This is a genomic window from Aequoribacter fuscus (assembly GCF_009910365.1).
GTDB lineage: Bacteria > Pseudomonadota > Gammaproteobacteria > Pseudomonadales > Halieaceae > Aequoribacter > Aequoribacter fuscus.
In genome coordinates this window covers 2,889,344-2,905,732 of record NZ_CP036423.1, presented here as the reverse complement: position 1 = coordinate 2,905,732, position 16,389 = coordinate 2,889,344, and the positions used below count along the sequence as shown (strand labels likewise).

The 16,389-nt window shown below is 52.7% G+C and carries 17 protein-coding genes; 5 read left to right on the top strand and 12 right to left on the bottom strand.

The features are described 5' to 3' along the window. Positions 1-3 precede the first annotated feature (3 nt). The 11 genes from EYZ66_RS13295 to EYZ66_RS13245 form a co-directional block, all read right to left on the bottom strand. Complete coding sequence (locus tag EYZ66_RS13295) at positions 4-339, bottom strand: phosphoribosyl-ATP diphosphatase (RefSeq protein ID WP_009575276.1); 336 nt, start codon at positions 337-339, stop codon at positions 4-6. A 5-nt stretch (positions 340-344) separates the two neighbouring features. Beyond that, positions 345-749: a phosphoribosyl-AMP cyclohydrolase gene (gene hisI / locus EYZ66_RS13290; protein ID WP_009575275.1), complete on the bottom strand. Its 405-nt coding sequence runs from the start codon at positions 747-749 to the stop codon at positions 345-347. 1 nt (position 750) lies between these two features. Further along, a complete protein-coding gene (ubiB, locus tag EYZ66_RS13285) occupies positions 751-2,340 on the bottom strand; it encodes a ubiquinone biosynthesis regulatory protein kinase UbiB (protein ID WP_009575274.1) in 1,590 nt (529 codons plus the stop codon). Further along, positions 2,340-2,975 carry a ubiquinone biosynthesis accessory factor UbiJ gene (locus EYZ66_RS13280; protein ID WP_009575273.1) on the bottom strand — a complete coding sequence of 212 codons (636 nt, stop codon included), beginning with the start codon at positions 2,973-2,975 and terminating at the stop codon, positions 2,340-2,342. The genes ubiB and EYZ66_RS13280 overlap by 1 nt, the downstream gene beginning before the upstream one ends. Next, positions 2,969-3,721: a bifunctional demethylmenaquinone methyltransferase/2-methoxy-6-polyprenyl-1,4-benzoquinol methylase UbiE gene (gene ubiE / locus EYZ66_RS13275; RefSeq protein WP_009575272.1), complete on the bottom strand. Its 753-nt coding sequence runs from the start codon at positions 3,719-3,721 to the stop codon at positions 2,969-2,971. The genes EYZ66_RS13280 and ubiE overlap by 7 nt, the downstream gene beginning before the upstream one ends. Positions 3,722-3,790: 69 nt before the next feature. Beyond that, positions 3,791-4,180 carry a gamma-butyrobetaine hydroxylase family protein gene (locus EYZ66_RS13270; RefSeq protein ID WP_009575271.1) on the bottom strand — a complete coding sequence of 130 codons (390 nt, stop codon included), beginning with the start codon at positions 4,178-4,180 and terminating at the stop codon, positions 3,791-3,793. 3 nt (positions 4,181-4,183) lie between these two features. Further along, positions 4,184-5,503 (bottom strand): ATP-dependent protease ATPase subunit HslU, encoded by a 1,320-nt coding sequence (gene hslU, locus EYZ66_RS13265; protein ID WP_009575270.1) that lies wholly within the window; start codon positions 5,501-5,503, stop codon positions 4,184-4,186. Positions 5,504-5,511: 8 nt separating this feature from the next. Next, positions 5,512-6,051 (bottom strand): ATP-dependent protease subunit HslV, encoded by a 540-nt coding sequence (gene hslV / locus EYZ66_RS13260; protein WP_009575269.1) that lies wholly within the window; start codon positions 6,049-6,051, stop codon positions 5,512-5,514. A 48-nt stretch (positions 6,052-6,099) separates the two neighbouring features. Beyond that, the gene (locus EYZ66_RS13255) at positions 6,100-6,642 is read right to left on the bottom strand and encodes an SPOR domain-containing protein (protein WP_050793390.1); all 543 of its coding nucleotides are present in this window, start codon (positions 6,640-6,642) and stop codon (positions 6,100-6,102) included. After that, complete coding sequence (gene argS, locus EYZ66_RS13250) at positions 6,643-8,319, bottom strand: arginine--tRNA ligase (RefSeq protein ID WP_009575266.1); 1,677 nt, start codon at positions 8,317-8,319, stop codon at positions 6,643-6,645. A gap of 70 nt (positions 8,320-8,389) precedes the next feature. Then, a complete protein-coding gene (locus EYZ66_RS13245) occupies positions 8,390-10,582 on the bottom strand; it encodes a primosomal protein N' (RefSeq protein ID WP_009575264.1) in 2,193 nt (730 codons plus the stop codon). 165 nt (positions 10,583-10,747) lie between these two features. Between EYZ66_RS13245 and rpmE the strand changes: the two genes are divergently transcribed. Further along, the gene (gene rpmE, locus EYZ66_RS13240) at positions 10,748-10,963 is read left to right on the top strand and encodes a 50S ribosomal protein L31 (protein ID WP_009575262.1); all 216 of its coding nucleotides are present in this window, start codon (positions 10,748-10,750) and stop codon (positions 10,961-10,963) included. A gap of 105 nt (positions 10,964-11,068) precedes the next feature. Here the strand turns inward: rpmE and EYZ66_RS13235 are convergent, their stop codons facing one another. Then, positions 11,069-13,468: a penicillin-binding protein 1A gene (locus EYZ66_RS13235; RefSeq protein ID WP_235714694.1), complete on the bottom strand. Its 2,400-nt coding sequence runs from the start codon at positions 13,466-13,468 to the stop codon at positions 11,069-11,071. Between the two features lie 143 nt (positions 13,469-13,611). Here EYZ66_RS13235 and EYZ66_RS13230 point away from each other — a divergent pair, with 143 nt between their 5' ends. From EYZ66_RS13230 to EYZ66_RS13215, 4 genes are read left to right on the top strand one after another with little or no spacing between them, the layout of a single operon-like run. Then, the gene (locus tag EYZ66_RS13230) at positions 13,612-14,676 is read left to right on the top strand and encodes a pilus assembly protein PilM (RefSeq protein WP_160195703.1); all 1,065 of its coding nucleotides are present in this window, start codon (positions 13,612-13,614) and stop codon (positions 14,674-14,676) included. Then, positions 14,676-15,233 carry a PilN domain-containing protein gene (locus EYZ66_RS13225; protein WP_009577183.1) on the top strand — a complete coding sequence of 186 codons (558 nt, stop codon included), beginning with the start codon at positions 14,676-14,678 and terminating at the stop codon, positions 15,231-15,233. Before EYZ66_RS13230 ends, EYZ66_RS13225 begins: the two co-directional genes overlap by 1 nt. Continuing rightward, positions 15,233-15,841, top strand: a complete 609-nt coding sequence (locus tag EYZ66_RS13220; RefSeq protein WP_160195702.1) for a type IV pilus inner membrane component PilO — start codon at positions 15,233-15,235, stop codon at positions 15,839-15,841. The genes EYZ66_RS13225 and EYZ66_RS13220 overlap by 1 nt, the downstream gene beginning before the upstream one ends. Next, a complete protein-coding gene (locus tag EYZ66_RS13215) occupies positions 15,841-16,386 on the top strand; it encodes a pilus assembly protein PilP (protein ID WP_009575015.1) in 546 nt (181 codons plus the stop codon). The genes EYZ66_RS13220 and EYZ66_RS13215 overlap by 1 nt, the downstream gene beginning before the upstream one ends. Positions 16,387-16,389 lie beyond the last annotated feature (3 nt).

The window sequence follows — 16,389 nt, the reverse complement described above, 5'->3', positions numbered from 1 at the left end:
TCCTTAGTTTGATGGTGTTCTGGACGCTTTTTCGACCAGGCCGGACAAGCCTTGACGCTCTGCTAGAACCTTGAGCACGTCATCCGGCGATAAATTTAGATGCGCAAGGCAGATCATACAGTGAAACCAGAGGTCTGCCATTTCTTGCGTCACTGCGTCTTTAGCTCCCGACGTTTCAGCGTCTTTGGCCGCTAAAATCACTTCGGTGGCTTCCTCGCCCACTTTCTCGAGGATTTTATTCAATCCTTTCGCATAAAGCGACGCCACGTACGAGGATTCTGGCGCAGCAGATTTGCGTTGCTCTAGAGTTTCGGCCAGTGCCTGCAGTAGTTCGGACATCGCGTTTACTCGCTTTTCGTGGAGCTACCGTACAAGCTCTCGGGATCCTTGATAACAGGCTCGGAATCATACCATTCATTGTTCTTGAGTGCGCGATAAAAGCAATTGGCACGTCCCGTGTGACAAGCGATACCGCCTATTTGACGCACTTTCAACAAGAGCGTGTCGCCGTCGCAATCGAGGCGGATATCCACTAATTGCTGCACGTTGCCTGAACTTTCACCTTTACGCCAGAGTTGATCGCGTGAGCGGCTGAAATACACGGCTCGCTGCTCTTGGAGCGTTGCGAGCACTGCGTCTTGATTCATCCAGGCCATCATTAACACATCGCCGGAGTCAGCATCTTGAGCAATCGCTGGAATGAGGCCCTGCTCGTTAAATTTAATCGCCGAAAGTAGGGGTGAAGTCATGTTATCTTGCGGATCTCCAGAGTATTAATAGTAAAAATGCACCGCTTAACCCAGCGGCCGTGGCGGTCAAGCCCGACAGCGCGGTGCCCACGGTTAACCCGCCGAGCACCCAGCTGCCAATGATCCACAAAGGTGACTGAACTTGACGTTGTGGCGTCTCGGTGGTCTGAGGTGAAGCAGTCTGCAAGAGTCGCTCTATCATCTGGTTCGGTAACTTAGGCAGTTGCTCGAGCAGTCCAGGAGCTTCATCTTTTAAACGCTGGAGTGTGTTGCTTGCTGAGTAGCGCTCTTGCATCCAGTTCTCAAGGAAGGGTTGAGCGGTGTCCCATAAGTTGAGCTGTGGGTAGAGCTCTCGTCCTAGACCTTCTATGTTGAGCAGGGTTTTTTGTAGCAGCACCAGCGAGGGCTGAATAGGCATATCAAAGCGGCTAGCGGTTTGGAATAGGTTAAGCAGTAGTTGTCCAAACGACAGCTCGGCGATGGGTTTTTCAAAGACGGGTTCGCAGACAGTCCGGATGGCGCTTTCAAAATCTTGAACGCGGGTGTGGGGTGGGACCCATCCGCATTCGACGTGAAGCTCGGCCACGGTGCGATAGTCGCGTTTGAAGATACTCAGTAGATTGCGAGCCAAGTAGTACTGATCGTCGGCGCTTAAGCTGCCGATAATTGCGCAATCAAGGGCGATATAGCTGGGTGTGTTGGGGTTGTTGGCGTCGATGAGAATATTGCCAGGGTGCATGTCGGCGTGAAAAAAACTGTCGCGCAGCACCTGAGTAAAAAAGATTTCGACGCCGCGCTCTGCCAAGCATTTAAAGTTCACATCAAGCGCTTCGAGTTGAGCTCGGTTGTTGACGGGAATACCCGTCACCTCTTCCATCGTGTACACACGGGATGTGGTGTAGTCCCAGTAGACTTGAGGTACGTATAGCTGGTCGCTGTTTTCAAAATTACGTCGCAACTGGCTGGCATTCGCTGCTTCTCTCGCCAGGTTGAGCTCATCCAGAATCGTGGCCGTGTAGTCGGCTACCACGTCTTGAGCTTTTAGGCGGTGTCCATCAGGATGCAATCGCGTAATCCATCGGGCCAGCCAAGCCATCCAGCGGGTATCTTCAATGATGGTTGCTTCAATGTCAGGCCGTATGACTTTAACGACGACGGATTCGCCCGTACGCAGCTTTGCTTTGTGCACTTGGGCGACCGATGCTGAGGCCAAGGGCTCGGCTTGGAATTCTGCAAATAGGTTGTTAACCGAATCGCCTAGCTCCGTCTCGATGATCTCGCGTGCCAGTTCGTTAGAGAATGGTGGCACTTGATCCTGCAGCTTAGCGAGCTCATCGGCGATATCTAACGGCAGTAGGTCGCGTCGCGTCGAGAGTGCTTGCCCAAATTTAACAAATACAGGCCCCAGCGATTCCAGAGCGAGGCGCAATCGTTCAGCGCGCGGTTGGGTCAACTTATGTTTTTGCGGACCCAAAAAAGATCGGGTGAGTAAACGCGCTGTTGCTGGCAGTGCTTGCAAAGGCACGAACTCGGCGAGGCCATATTTTTTGGCGGTATGTCTAATCTGTGTAAGACGTTTTAGCGACGGCATTAACTGCCTCTCTGGCGGGCGAGGCGCTTGAGTTTGGCTTCGGCGCGGTCAATATTCTGTTGCAGCTTGCGGATATCCCGATAAAAATCTTCGAGTTCACGTTTCGAGGGGCTCAAGCGCGCCTCTTCTAAGATGAATTCGCTAAGTTGTCGTTCTACCGATGAGCGGCTTTGCTTGCCCCAGGCAAACAAACCTCGCAGTGTTTTTCCTATTTGATGTCCTGCGACGTCACCCACCACAGCGGCGATAGGTGCTTCCCAGTCGATATCGAGTTCACTCACCAGGCGTTGTAGGTTCTGCATCAGCCGGCTGTCGCCACGAATGCGCAAATTGCCGTTTATCAGGGCAATGGCTGGGTCGTCGGCCGCAGCCGCAGCGAGGTACTCGCGCAAGGTTCCCTCTATGGAGGCATCGACTTTTTCTTCATACACGGCGCGCAGTTGCAGGGTCTTGCCCAGTATGATGGTCACATGAAAGTGGGGCTCGGTTACCGTGGCCTGCACACTTTGACCCTCAAGTTTGGCGAGTGTGGCTTGAGTCTGCGGCGCATAGGGTAGGGCTCGATTGATGGCTTCTTCCGCTGCTCCGAGCAGGGCAACGTGAAGCGTCGGGTCGAGTGTTGGTAAATCTACCAAGGCTTTAAACCTCGGTGTAAGGCCACGATACCGCCAGTCATATTAAAGAATTCGCATTGCTCGAAGCCGGCATCTAGCATCATCTCTTTCAGCGTCTCTTGGTCGGGGTGCATGCGGATAGATTCGGCCAGATATTGATAACTATCGGAGTCTCCTGCAATTAACTGGCCTAGTTTTGGTAGAACGTTAAATGAATACGCATCATAGGCTTTACTGAGCAAATCGTTGGTAGGTTTAGAGAACTCCAGTACCAGCAAGCGGCCACCGGGCTTTAGAACCCGAAGCATTGATCTTAAGGCAAGATCTTTGTCGGTGACATTGCGCAAGCCAAAGGCGATGGTTACGCAGTCAAAACTGTTGTCGGCAAACGGCAGAAATTGAGCATCGGCTTGCGCATAGCTCAAGGGCTCGACTTTGCCCTGATCCAGCAGCTTATCGCGGCCAACATTCAGCATGGACTCATTGATATCCGCAAGCACAACGCGCCCTTCTGGGCCGACAATGTCTGCGAATTTAGCGGCCAAATCACCTGTTCCGCCGGCAATATCCAGCACGGAATGGCCTTTGCGCACACCGCTTAATTCGATGGTAAAGCGCTTCCACAAGCGGTGAATGCCGCCTGACATTAGATCGTTCATGAGATCATAGCGACTCGCCACCGAGTGAAAAACGCCAGCGACAAGACCTGCTTTCTCGTCCACGTCCACTTGCTGATAGCCAAAATGGGTTTTGCCTTGCTCGCTCATGCGGCTGCCTCATTATCTGCGATAGGCGCCTAGTTTAGCGCGTTGTGGCAACTTGTGCAGTGTTCTCGATCAATTGCCCAAGCGAATGACCTGCACATCCGGGTCGCGACTTGCGCCCGCTTCCTCGAGGGCGCGCAAATAGCGTGACCATAAGGTTTCTTGCTGCGTGGCGAGTTGATACAGGTACGAGAAGGAGTACAGCCCTGAATCGTGTCCGTCGTCGAACTCGATCTGTAGGGCATAATGCCCAATGGGACTCAGCCCTTTGACTTGCACATTCTTTTTGCCAACTTGTAAAACCTCCTGCCCTGGCCCATGGCCTTTGACTTCGGCGGAGGGCGAATGAACCCTCAGAAACTCGAAGCTTAGGTCAAAAAGCTCGCCCGAATCAAAGCTTAAGCTGACAAGCCCTGATTTGCGTTTGACTTTGATGTCGGTCAGTGTCGGTATTTGAGTCATGGCTTACAAAATAAACTTAGATAAGTCTTGGTCGTCGCGATATGCACCGAGATGCTGATCGACATAGTCTGCATCAATAATCAAGGTCTCGCCTGTCGCATGATCGGAGGCACTGAAAGAGGCCTCATCGAGCAATCGCTCCATCACCGTGTGTAAGCGTCTTGCGCCGATATTCTCGACCTGCTCGTTGACCTGATACGCCGACTCGGCAATGCGGCGTACACCGTCCGGTGTAAATTGTATGGCTAAGCCATCGGCTGCGAGCAGAGCTGTGTACTGCTCTGTTAACGAGGCTTTGGGTTCTGTAAGAATGCGCTCAAAATCGTCGGGGGTAAGTGCCGCGAGTTCTACTCTGATAGGCAATCTACCCTGTAGTTCCGGAATTAAATCAGAGGGCTTGGATAGGTGGAACGCGCCCGAGGCGATAAACAGAATATGGTCGGTTTTAACAAAACCATATTTAGTGCTCACTGAACTACCCTCGATCAAGGGCAGGAGGTCGCGCTGCACGCCTTCGCGCGATACGTCGGCGCCTCCCGTATCACCGCGTTTGGCGACCTTATCCAGCTCATCAATAAATACGATACCGTTTTGTTCAGCCGCTTGCACAGCCTTTTGTTTGAGCTCATCTTCGTTGATGAGCTTGTGGGCCTCTTCTTCACTTAAGGCTTTGAACGCCTCTTTAATGGTGAGCTTATGCTTTTTGTGTTTACCTTGTCCCATTGAGCTGAACATGGATTGAAGCTGTTGCGTCATTTCTTCCATGCCCGGCGGTGCCATGATTTCTACGCCGGCAACGCGTTCGCGCAGGTCTATTTCTATTTCTTTGTCGTCGAGATCGCCTTCGCGGAGTTTTTTGCGCATCATCTGGCGAGCGGCACCTGAGCTCGAGCTGTCCTCTGTACGCGCTGGCGGTAGTAAGGCGTCTAGGATGCGCTCTTCGGCCGCTTCCTCGGCGCGAAATTGCACTTGTTCTACCGCTTGTTCGCGATACATTTTGATTGACGTTTCGACGAGATCGCGCACGATCGATTCCACGTCTCGCCCTACGTAGCCCACTTCGGTGAACTTAGTGGCCTCTACTTTTAAAAAGGGCGCTTTGGCGAGTTTTGCTAAACGTCGGGCGATTTCAGTTTTTCCGACCCCGGTGGGGCCGATCATCAGAATATTTTTTGGTGTGACTTCTGCGCGCAAGTCGGCTGGCAGCTGCATGCGGCGCCAGCGATTTCGCAGCGCTATCGCCACGGCTCGCTTCGCATCAGCTTGGCCCACTATGTGTCGGTCGAGTTCGTGAACGATTTCTCTTGGGGTCATATCAGACATAGTTGGGCCTAGTAATCTATTATTTCCACCGTGTGGTGGTGGTTGGTGTAAATACAAATATCGCCGGCGATGGTGAGGGCCTTGGTGGCGACATCGTGGGCGCTAAGTTCCGTATTGTCCAGTAGTGCGCGCGCTGCAGATTGAGCAAAAGGGCCGCCTGAGCCAATAGCAATTAAGTTATTTTCAGGTTCAATGACATCGCCGTTACCACTGATCACTAAGGACGTTTCTTTGTCGGCAACGGCGAGTAAGGCTTCGAGCTGTCGTAGGCTGCGCTCTGTGCGCCAAGCTTTAGCTAAAGCCACCGCGGCGCGAACGAGATGTCCATGGTGTTTGTCGAGTTGCGCTTCGAAAAGTTCGAACAGAGTAAACGCATCAGCGGTGCCACCGGCAAAACCGGCAATCACTTGGTCTTTATAGAGGCGACGAACTTTTCGAGCATTGCCTTTCATGACTGTGTTGCCCATTGATACTTGCCCGTCACCGGCAATGACGACTTGATTGTCGCGCCGCACGCAAACAATCGTCGTGCCTCTGAACTGTTCCATAGATCACCTCTTAGGTGGATGTGTGGCCAGACCCTGAAAATTCAAGGTTTAGTTGGCTTTTCGGCTTAAAATCAAAGTTTCGATGTTTTGACTCGCGGTGAGAGCTTTAATTCGTTCCGCCTCACTGCGCTCGCTTAGTGGTCCGACAAACACGCGGTGCCAGCGTCCCGCTTGATTGGTCACCTGATCGATTTTTGGATCCAGCCCAAGCAGAATCAGCTCTGCGCGGCGTTGATCTGCATCGGCCTCGTTGCGAAACGACCCTGCCTGCACAATGAAGTAATCCGTCCGAGTGTTGCTGTCGGTGCGGCTGGCTGTTTGTTTCGAATTGTCTACCTTAGACGCGGGTTTACTCAAGTTTTGTTCGGGCAGTACCGTGTAAAATTCAAATTTCGGGCTCGGCTTTTGCTGCTCTTGAGCGCCGCTGGCGGTCTCTTGATTCTGCGATTGTAGCAGAGCGCCGTAGTCGAGATTTTGAGCAACAAGCGTCACAATGCTGCCCGTCACTAAGCCAGACAGGAAGACTGCCCACGCGGGTTTACCTGCTGGCTTCGGTGTTTGATTGGCCCTTCGCGCCTGTGGTCTCGACACTTACATCGACTCCGGTGCGCTGACGCCCAAGATATCTAAGCCATTTTGCAACACGTGTTGGGTCGCCAAACACAGGGCGACGCGAGCTTCTTGGGTAGTGGCGTCATCAACCAGCACTTTGTGAGCGTTGTAGAAGGTGTGGAAGGCTGCTGCTAAATCTTTCAGGAAATTGGCGATCATGTGAGGCGCGCGCTGTTGTCCGGCTTGTTTTACCACCTCAGGGAATTTGTCTAGCTCTTTGATCAGCGCCTCTTCCTGTGGTTCGCTCAATGCTGCAAGTGCCGCATCCGAGACGCTGGCACTCGGTGTGTTGGCCAGTTTGTTGAGCATGCTGCAGATTCGCGCATGGGCATATTGAATGTAGTAAACCGGATTTTCGTTGCTTTGTGATAAGGCAAGGTCAATATCAAAGGTCAGCTGTGAGCTAGGTGCGCGGGCGACGAGAAAATAGCGCGTGGCATCACGACCGACTTCATCGACTAGGTCGCGCAGCGTGACGTAGCTGCCGGCGCGCTTAGAGAGTTTGACTTCTTCACCGTTGCGCATGACCAACACCATTTGATGCAGCACATACTCGGGCCAGCCTTCGGGGATGCCGGCTTTGAGCGCCTGCAATCCTGCGCGCACGCGAGTGACTGTCGAATGATGGTCTGCGCCTTGTTCGTTAATCACGACGTCGTAGCCGCGATTCCATTTGTTTAAATGGTAGGCAACATCCGGCACAAAGTAGGTATAGCCGCCTTCGCGCTTGCGCATAACGCGGTTTTTGTCATCGCCAAAGGCTTCTGTGTTCAGCCATAGCGCCCCGTCGTCTTCATACGTAAAGCCGTTGTCGCGCAAACGTTCGACGGTGTCGTCTACAGCACCGGAAGCGTAGAGCGATGATTCTAGAAAGTAGTAGTCAAATTCGACGCCAAAAGCCTTTAGGTCAAGATCTTGCTCACGACGTAAATAGGCAACCGCAAATTCTCGAATGGCATCGATATCGCCAATGTCGCCCGAGGCAGCGACCTCGCGGTCTTCGGCCTGAATGACGGCTTTATCTTGGAAGGCCTTCGCTAAATCGACAATGTATTCCCCGCGATAGCCGTCTTGTGGCCACTCAGGGCTACTAGGATCTAAGCCTTCGCAGCGCGCTTGTACGGAGCGCGCTAGGTGATCAATTTGTGCGCCTGCGTCGTTATAGTAAAACTCTCGATCGACTCGATAACCACACGCTTGTAGCAGGCGCGACAGGGTGTCACCGACAGCGGCCCCTCGACCGTGCCCTACATGTAGCGGGCCCGTCGGATTGGCCGAGACAAACTCGATTTGGACGCGCTGATTGTTGCCCAAAGCGTTGGTTCCAAACGCTGCACCCTGCTCTAAGATGCTGGCAATGACGGAGGTGCTGGCAGATTTTGATAAAAAGAAGTTAATAAAGCCGGGTCCGGCGATTTCGCAACGGTCTAGCGCTTTATCCGCGGGCAGGGCAGCGATAATTTTTTCGGCAAGCTGGCGAGGGTTAAGCCCCGCTTTTTTTGCCATGGCGAGGGCGATGTTGCTGGCGAAATCACCGTGCGATGGGTCGCGTGTACGCTCGATTTGAATTGCGCCAACGGAGTCTTTTTGCAGTGTCGACTGTTCCACGAGTGCGTTCAGTGCCTGAGCGATGAGGCCTTGCAGGTGATCTTGCATGATTGTGTTAGGGCTCCGAGAAAAGGCGTATTATCCAAGTTTACGAAAGCAATGGCCAGACCTACCTCGACTACAAAAAGTCATGTGGGTCGATATCAATGGCCCAAGACAGCTCGCTCTTGTGAGGCAGTCGCGTCAGAGTATCGGCAATACTATGAACAAAACGATGCAAATTCTTCTCGTGCGGCGCCAGCCAGGTCAGTTGATATCGAAACTTACCTGCACGTTTTGATAGGGGGGCTGGGAGTGGCCCAATGAGTACATGATTCTGCGGCAGGCTTGAGGTTAAGGTATGACGTGCTGAATTCAGAAAACGCTCCGCCTCGCTCGGATCTTTACTGTCTGCGTGCACCATCACAATTTGGCCAAAAGGCGGCAGCCCGGTTTGATGTCGAGCATGCAGTAAAGAGCTTGCCGTCTCCCTATAATCTTGATGGATCACCTGGTGGAATATTTCGGCATCGGGATGATGGGTTTGAAGCATGACGGTACCCGGTCTGTCGCCGCGGCCCGATCGACCAGAAACTTGGGTCAAGAGTTGACCTAGGCGCTCTTCGGCACGGAAGTCAGAGCTGAATAACAGGGCGTCAGTGTCGACGATCCCTACCAGTGTCACTTTTGCTAGGTCATGACCCTTGGCGAGCATTTGGGTGCCCAAAATTAAGCAGCCGGTTTGATTCGCGTTGATGGCATCCAGAACGTGGTCGAGCTGCGAAGCTGAACCCACGGTATCGCTATCGATACGGTGAATGGGCGTGTGCGGGAATAAACTTTGCAGGGCCAGTTCCGCGCGCTCTGTACCATACCCCACGCCCTGCCAATGATTACTGTGGCAACTAGGGCAGGTTTTGGGTAGCGGCTTTTGTGCCTGACAGTGGTGGCAGCGAAGGCGATTGTGGCGCTTGTGGATGACCATTCGGCTGTCGCAATTGTCGCATTCCGCGACCCAGCCGCAATCATGGCACAGGAGTGTGTGCGCAAAACCCCGTCGGTTCAAGAAGAGCAGTGCTTGCTCGCCTTTACCCAAGGTGTGATGGCAGGCATCTATTAATGTTTGAGACAAGCCTGCTTCTAGGCTTTGTTGGCGCACATCAATGATCTGCCAACTGGGCAGGCTGGCGGCTTTAGCGCGTGTGTTGAGGGTGTACTGCTCAAATCGCCCGATGTTAACGTTACTGATGGTTTCGAGTGATGGTGTGGCACTGCCTAATATAATTGGGCATTGTTCGATTTGTGCTCGTTTGACGGCGAGATCGCGGGCGTGATAACGAAATCCGTCTTGTTGTTTGTACGCCGAGTCGTGCTCTTCATCGACCACAATCAGGCCCAGATTTTGAAAGGGTGTGAATAGCGCAGATCGCGTGCCGAGTAGTACCTGTAACTTGCCCGTCCGAGCTCGCTCCCACTCGCGCGCACGCTGGGTCTCCGTAAGACCTGAATGTAGTACGCCAACACAAGCGCCGAATCGGCCTTGAAAGCGTGCAGCGGTTTGTGGTGTTAACGCAATTTCTGGCACCAGCACCATGGCTTGCGCGCCCGAGGCTATGGTGTTGGCAATGGTTTGCAAATACACCTCGGTTTTGCCGCTACCTGTGATGCCATACAGCAAAGAGGCTTTGAATCCGGCGTGTTGCGAGAGCTGCGCTACCGCGAACTGCTGTTGGGAATTAAGCCGCGGTTGTGGGTCGCTCTCGCTTGGGCTGAACTCGGAGTCTTCAATGCGACAGGGTATTGCCAGCCCCTTATCGATCAGTGCTTTTATGATGCTGCTACTAAAACCCTCGGCTTTGAGTGCGCTGCGGGTGGCTTCGTGGCGTTGCAGGCGTTCTATAAGGGCCGCTTGTTTGGGGCTTCTGAGGATCCCCTGTGGTGCAAGGCGCCCCTCTGGGGTTAGTTTGATGGCATTATGCGGTGCGTTAGTCTCCACGCCCTTGCGTAATAGCGGCGGGAAAGCCAGCGTCAGAACTTCGCCAATTGGATGTGCATAGTATTGTGACGCCCAAAGGCACAGCTCAAATAATGGTTTTGGTAGCAAGCTGATTGGATCGATAATCCGTGTTGCTCGCTTAAGCTTGGTTTGGTTAACCTCTGATTCCGGTGCGCGATTGACCAAGATACCCACTAACTGCGCTCTACCGAAAGGTACCTCTATCCTGGTGCCTGGCTGCAACTTAGCAATGCTGGCGTCGTCGCAGTCCAATGGCGGTAGATAATCAAAGGTTGTTCGCAAGGGCTTGGCCACTGCGATTCTCAGTATCGGCATGCGCTGTAAATATTGGCTTAAGAGTGGCTAGTGTAGCAGACAAAAGCAGTGGCTTGCTTATTGTTAAATCTAAGGTACAATACGCGCCCTTTTAACAACATCAGTGCCATGCACTGCGGTGCCTTGCAACGACGAGGTGGCGGTGGTGCCCAACGGAGAAATAGCATGAAAGCGGATATCCATCCAAAATACGTTGCAGTTACAGCAACTTGCAGCTGCGGCAATACCATCCAGACTCGCTCAACCATCGGTGAAGACTTTCATGTCGATGTGTGTTCGCAGTGTCACCCTTTTTATACCGGCAAACAGAAAATCGTTGATAGCGGTGGCCGCGTCGATCGCTTCAAGCGCCGTTTTGGTAGCCGTGGCGCTGCGAAATAAGCGTAGAACGAATTCTAAAACGCCGCGCTCAAGCGCGGCGTTTTTATTTGTGGGGCAAAAGATGTCAGGCTGTTGGTAGGAGCGGGGCGGCCTAATAGGTGTGATTTAGAACACATCCAATAACAGGTCTTGGCTTCCGGTTTGGGCTTCGTCAGCGTAGCGTTTTGGCGCCAGCTCTGCCCGAAAATATTCCTCTAAGGTGTTCTTTTGTCCGGATCGAGCCAGTAGGCCGGTCTCGCTGTCGATCGTCGCTCTGACGATACCGGGAGGAATTTGGCGATCAATTTCGGGTTGTCCTTTCAGGGCTTCACGCATAAAGTCAATCCAAATGGGCAGTGCCGCAGTACCGCCAAATTCTCTTGAGCCCAACTCTGAAAAATCATCAAAGCCAACCCACGTTGTTGTCACGATGTTCGGGTTGTAGCCTGAAAACCACGCGTCTCTAGGTCCATTGGTGGTGCCTGTTTTTCCCGCAAGGTCATTGCGTTTTAGGCTTAGAGCTGCGCGACCAGTTCCCAGCTTTACAACGTCTTTTAGCATGCTGTCTAAAATGAAGTGAATGCGTTCGTCCATAACCCTGGGGGCTTGTGGCGTTTCGATATTGCCGGCTAAAACATCGGCCATCGATACTTCCTCACGCGTTTTGCAGGGGTCACATGCTTGCGCCGGATTGGCTTCGAACAATAGTTCCCCAGTGGCCGATTCGATTCTTTCGATAATAAAAGGCTCGATTAAAAAACCTCCGTTAGCGAGCAGGGCATAGGCTTTGGCGATTTCGATCGGAGTCATGGCGTGTGTGCCCAAAGCAAGCGATAAATCGGGCGCGAACTCGTCGGTGCTAAACCCCAGCGTTGAAGCGTATTTCAGCATATTGCGTACGCCCATTTTCTCGAGTATCCGAATAGACACTAGGTTGCGCGATTTGGTCAGAGCCCAGCGTAAGCGAGTGGGTCCGTAGAACTTTCCGCCATCGTTTTCAGGACGCCACACACCCTCTAGCGATGCATCTTTAAAGACAAGTGGGGCGTCGTTTACGAGGCTTGCGGCGGTCATGCCCGCGTCTAAGGCCGCTGCGTAAATGAACGGTTTGAAGCTGGAGCCGGGTTGACGTTTGGCCTGTGTGGCGCGGTTGAATTTGCTTTTGCTGAACCCAATGCCGCCGACGAGACTCAAAATTCGACCTGTTTTAGCTTCAAGTGAAACGAGGGCGGCCTGAGCGGCGGGCAGCTGGGTAAGTTCGAAGTCGCCGTTAATTCTTTCGCGGATGCGTATGACATCGCCTACGGCAACTACGTCCGACGCCTTTGTGGGGCTGCGTCCGAATAAGTCTTCGTTGATGTATGGATTGGCTTGTTGTAAGCCGTTCTGCCAAGCAATCTGGACCGTCCGTCCGCTGCTGAGCATCGCGTTTATGTCGCGTTCGTTGACGTCTATTACCGCTGCGGCCTGCATATCGGCGATGCTCGGACGTTGGTTTAGCGCTTCTTGCCACTCGGTTTTATTGATCATTGGGTCGCCGGGGAGTTTGGCTTCGGCGCCGCGATAGCCGTGGCGTCGGTCATACTCCTGCAGCCCATTAATCACCGCCCGTCGCGCGGTGGCCTGCAAATTTCCGTTTATCGAGGTGGTGACGACATAGCCATCGGTGTAGGCACTGTTGCCGAAGCGCTCGAGCATTTCGGCGCGGACCAATTCTGCGACGTAATCCGCCCTGAGTTCGACTTGGCCGCCATGTAACGATGCGAGAACCGGTTCTTGCTTTGCGGCTTCGGCTTCAGTGCTTGTGATATAGCCGAGTTTCACCATGCGGCCTAGAATCCAATTGCGCCGATCTTTGGCTGCTTGGGGGTCAGAAACCGGGTTGTCGCGAGAGGGCGCTTTGGGTATGCCCGCTAACAGCGCCCATTGCGACAAGCTGAGCTCCTTGATCGATCGGCCGTAATACACTTCGGATGCGGCTTCAAAACCATAGGCCCGATGTCCGAGAAATACGCGATTAAAGTACAGCTCAAAAATCTCTTGCTTGCTCAGCGCCCGTTCGATTTCGATCGCTAGCAAGATTTCGTTGAACTTGCGGATGAAGGTTTGGTCCAGCGTCAAAAAATAGTTTCGCGCCACCTGCATGGTGAGCGTGCTGCCACCACTGACAATAGAGCCGCTGACGACCAGCTGTGACATGGCGCGCGCCAGGCCCATAAAATCAATGCCGCCGTGGTTAAAAAAGTTGTCGTCTTCAGCGGCGAGAAGAGCTTGGATGAAAGGCTCTGGAATTTCATCGAAGGTCAGAGGTGTGCGCTTTTGCTCTCCGAATTGTGCGATGAGCTGGCCATCGCTACTGTAGACTTTCATTGGGGTTTGAAGCTTAACTTCTTTTAATGTCTCGGGTGCCGGCAGGCCTGGACTCAGATACAGATAGAGTCCAGCGAGACCCCAAACGACGCCGCACGCTCCCATGGCAGCAAGCGCGATTACGGCATATACCCAGCGAGGAAAAGATTTAGTCACAGCAACATTTGATGATTAGGTAGGGCATGGGTTGAATTATAGGCGCTAATGATGCTTGCATGCGAGTCCAACAACCCTATATCTTTGTGGTAATGTGAAGTAATATGACACATTAGCATATCTGCAAGATGGTGAGGCGCTAGTTGCTATATTTGTTCGGTAAAAAACCTAAGATCACGGTGCTGGGCCTAGATATTAGCTCAACGACTGTGAAGCTCTTGGAGTTGAGTCGCAGCGGCGAAAGATACCGCGTCGAAAGCTATGGCGTGGCATCTTTACCTGTGGACGCTGTTATCGAAAAAAATGTTAACGACGTTGCCGGCGTCGCTAAAGCCATCACGCAAGTCGTTAACCAGTCCAAAACGAAGGTTAAGTTTGTATCAGCTGCAGTGGCTGGTTCTAGCGTTATTACCAAGTTGGTTGATATGCCCGAAGGTTTGAACGACGACGCGATGGAGGCTCAGCTAGCGGTAGAAGCTGACCAGTACATTCCCTATCCGCTCGAAGAAGTCGCCATTGATTTTGAAGTTCAAGGGCCGTCGCTGGATACCGAAAACTACGACAGCGTTTTGATTGCGGCATGTCGACGTGAAACTATCGAGGCTCGGGTTGAGGCAATTGAAGAAGCGGGTCTAGAGGCCAAAATCATTGATGTCGAAGCCTACGCGATGGAGCGAGCGTTTACGCTGATCGAGCACCAACTAGATTTGGAGCCGGACAATACGGTTGCCGTCGTAGATATTGGTGCGACGATGACCACATTAAGCGTTTTGCATCAAGGCCAAACAATATACACCCGTGAGCAGTTATTTGGTGGTAAGCAACTCACCGATGAAATTATGCGCCGCTACGGCTTGCCGCTAGAAGAAGCAGGTTTAGCCAAAAAACAAGGCGGGTTACCCGACGATTACGAGCCCGAAGTGCTTGAGCCCTTCAAAGACGCGGTGGTTCAGCAAGTCGCTCGATCTTTGCAGTTCTTCTTTTCGTCCAGTCAGTACAACGATGTGGATTACATCATTTTAGCCGGTGGTGTGGCGTCTATGCAGGGCCTCGATACCCTGGTACAGGACAAATTGGGAACCCCTGCGACGGTTGCGAATCCTTTTGCTGAAATGTCCATTTCATCGAAGGTAGATGCGGTTGCCTTGGCGGGTGATGCCCCGGCGATGATGATCGCCTGCGGTTTGGCCATGAGGAGTTTTGACTGATGGCGAACATTAACTTACTGCCTTGGCGCGAAGAACTCCGCGAGCAGAAAAAGCGAGAGTTCTACTTGGTGTCGGCGCTGATAGCGTTAATCGCCATTGCGCTGTTGATCGCGGTGGACTTTGTGATCAGTGGTAAAATTGACGCCCAGAAGCGGCGCAACGACTATATCGCAAATGAAATTACGGTACTGAACGCTCAGGTGGCTGAAATCCGTGATTTGCAAAAAAGGCGTACCCAGTTGCTTGATCGCATGCGAGTGATTCAGGACTTGCAGGGCAATCGCCCCATTATTGTTCGGGTCATGGACCAGTTAGTTCGCACGGTGCCCGACGGTGTTTATTACACCAGTCTGCAGTCTGTTGACGGTGTTATCAGTATCCGCGGCGTTGCTGAATCGAATAACCGAGTGTCGAGTTTAATGCGAAACCTAGAGGCTTCCGATTGGTTTTCGTCGCCGAATCTCGATTCGGTGAGAGCTGCGCCTGAGTTTGGTCCGCAGGCAACCACCTTTAATTTGTCTGTGAAAATCCAGCCGGATGGCGAGGGTGCGCGATAATGGCCATTGAAGATACTTTACGTAATTTAAAAGAGTTCGATGTCAGCGATCTTGACCCGGATAATATTGGCTCTTGGCCTCTGCCCATTCTCGTGTTGTTGTGGGTCTTAGTCTTTGCGGCAGTGCTTTTTGTTGGGTACAACTATCATGTTAAAGGTCTTCAGCAAGATTTGGCTCGTGCTGAGCAGAAAGAGCTAGACACCAAGAAAGATTTTGAAGACAAGGCCTTCAAAGCAGCAAATTTGGACGCGTACAAGCGTCAGATGTTAGAAATGGAAGATTCCTTTGGTGCGCTTGTGAGTCAATTACCTAGTGACACTGAGGTGCCTGGTTTGCTTGAAGACATCACCAACAAAGGCTTGGCGAACGGTCTAGAAATTGCCAGCATCGATCTACAAGACGAGCGCGCCGATGAATTTTACGTCGAGCTACCGATCGCGATTGTCGCCACGGGCTCTTATCATGATTTGGGGAGTTTCGTCTCGTCGATGGCTGGCTTGCCTCGCATTGTGACGCTGCACGATTTCAGCATCGAAACGGCGCGGGGCGGTGGTGATTTGCGCATGAACATGATTGCTAAAACCTACCGCTACAGGGATGGTGGGTGATGCTGAGGTTGTGTAAAAGGCTAGTCGCCGGGGGCGTGGTGCTGGGTTTGGCAGCGTGCGCTAACGACGACTTCAGTGATCTCGATCAGTTCATGGCAGAGAAGCGAGCTCGCCCGGCGGGTATTATTGCCGCGATACCGCCCTTCAAAGATTACGAAGCTTTTGCCTACAGTGCGACAACGACACGCAGCCCATTTGAGCGGCCTGTCGCGGTTCAGGATGTGGCGCAGTTGCAGTCTGTGTCAGCGGTGCGGCCAGATCCAAACAGGCCAAAAGAATTTTTAGAGCAATACACGCTTGAATCGTTGGTCATGGTGGGCACGATTCGTCGCAACGGTAAGGATTGGACCCTGATGCAAGACCCCGACGGTGGAATTCATCGCGTGGGTCTGGGTAACTATATTGGTCGGAATCACGGGCGTGTGATTGACATGGGGCCTACTTATGTTGCGGTGGTTGAAATCGTGAGCGATGGTTCAGAAGATGGTTGGGTAGAGCGGCCTCGCTCGATCATGCTCAGCGGAATGAATTTGGGAGAGGGGTAATAG

What these genes read in the sequence shown, in the direction of transcription:
- EYZ66_RS13295 (WP_009575276.1), bottom strand. Translation starts at nt 339, where the DNA reads ATGTCCGAACTACTGCAGGCACTGGCCGAAACTCTAGAGCAACGCAAA.
- hisI (WP_009575275.1), bottom strand. Translation starts at nt 749, where the DNA reads ATGACTTCACCCCTACTTTCGGCGATTAAATTTAACGAGCAGGGCCTC.
- ubiB (WP_009575274.1), bottom strand. Translation starts at nt 2,340, where the DNA reads ATGCCGTCGCTAAAACGTCTTACACAGATTAGACATACCGCCAAAAAA.
- ubiE (WP_009575272.1), bottom strand. Translation starts at nt 3,721, where the DNA reads ATGAGCGAGCAAGGCAAAACCCATTTTGGCTATCAGCAAGTGGACGTG.
- EYZ66_RS13270 (WP_009575271.1), bottom strand. Translation starts at nt 4,180, where the DNA reads ATGACTCAAATACCGACACTGACCGACATCAAAGTCAAACGCAAATCA.
- hslU (WP_009575270.1), bottom strand. Translation starts at nt 5,503, where the DNA reads ATGTCTGATATGACCCCAAGAGAAATCGTTCACGAACTCGACCGACAC.
- hslV (WP_009575269.1), bottom strand. Translation starts at nt 6,051, where the DNA reads ATGGAACAGTTCAGAGGCACGACGATTGTTTGCGTGCGGCGCGACAAT.
- argS (WP_009575266.1), bottom strand. Translation starts at nt 8,319, where the DNA reads ATGCAAGATCACCTGCAAGGCCTCATCGCTCAGGCACTGAACGCACTC.
- EYZ66_RS13245 (WP_009575264.1), bottom strand. Translation starts at nt 10,582, where the DNA reads ATGCCGATACTGAGAATCGCAGTGGCCAAGCCCTTGCGAACAACCTTT.
- rpmE (WP_009575262.1), top strand. Translation starts at nt 10,748, where the DNA reads ATGAAAGCGGATATCCATCCAAAATACGTTGCAGTTACAGCAACTTGC.
- EYZ66_RS13225 (WP_009577183.1), top strand. Translation starts at nt 14,676, where the DNA reads ATGGCGAACATTAACTTACTGCCTTGGCGCGAAGAACTCCGCGAGCAG.
- EYZ66_RS13220 (WP_160195702.1), top strand. Translation starts at nt 15,233, where the DNA reads ATGGCCATTGAAGATACTTTACGTAATTTAAAAGAGTTCGATGTCAGC.
- EYZ66_RS13215 (WP_009575015.1), top strand. Translation starts at nt 15,841, where the DNA reads ATGCTGAGGTTGTGTAAAAGGCTAGTCGCCGGGGGCGTGGTGCTGGGT.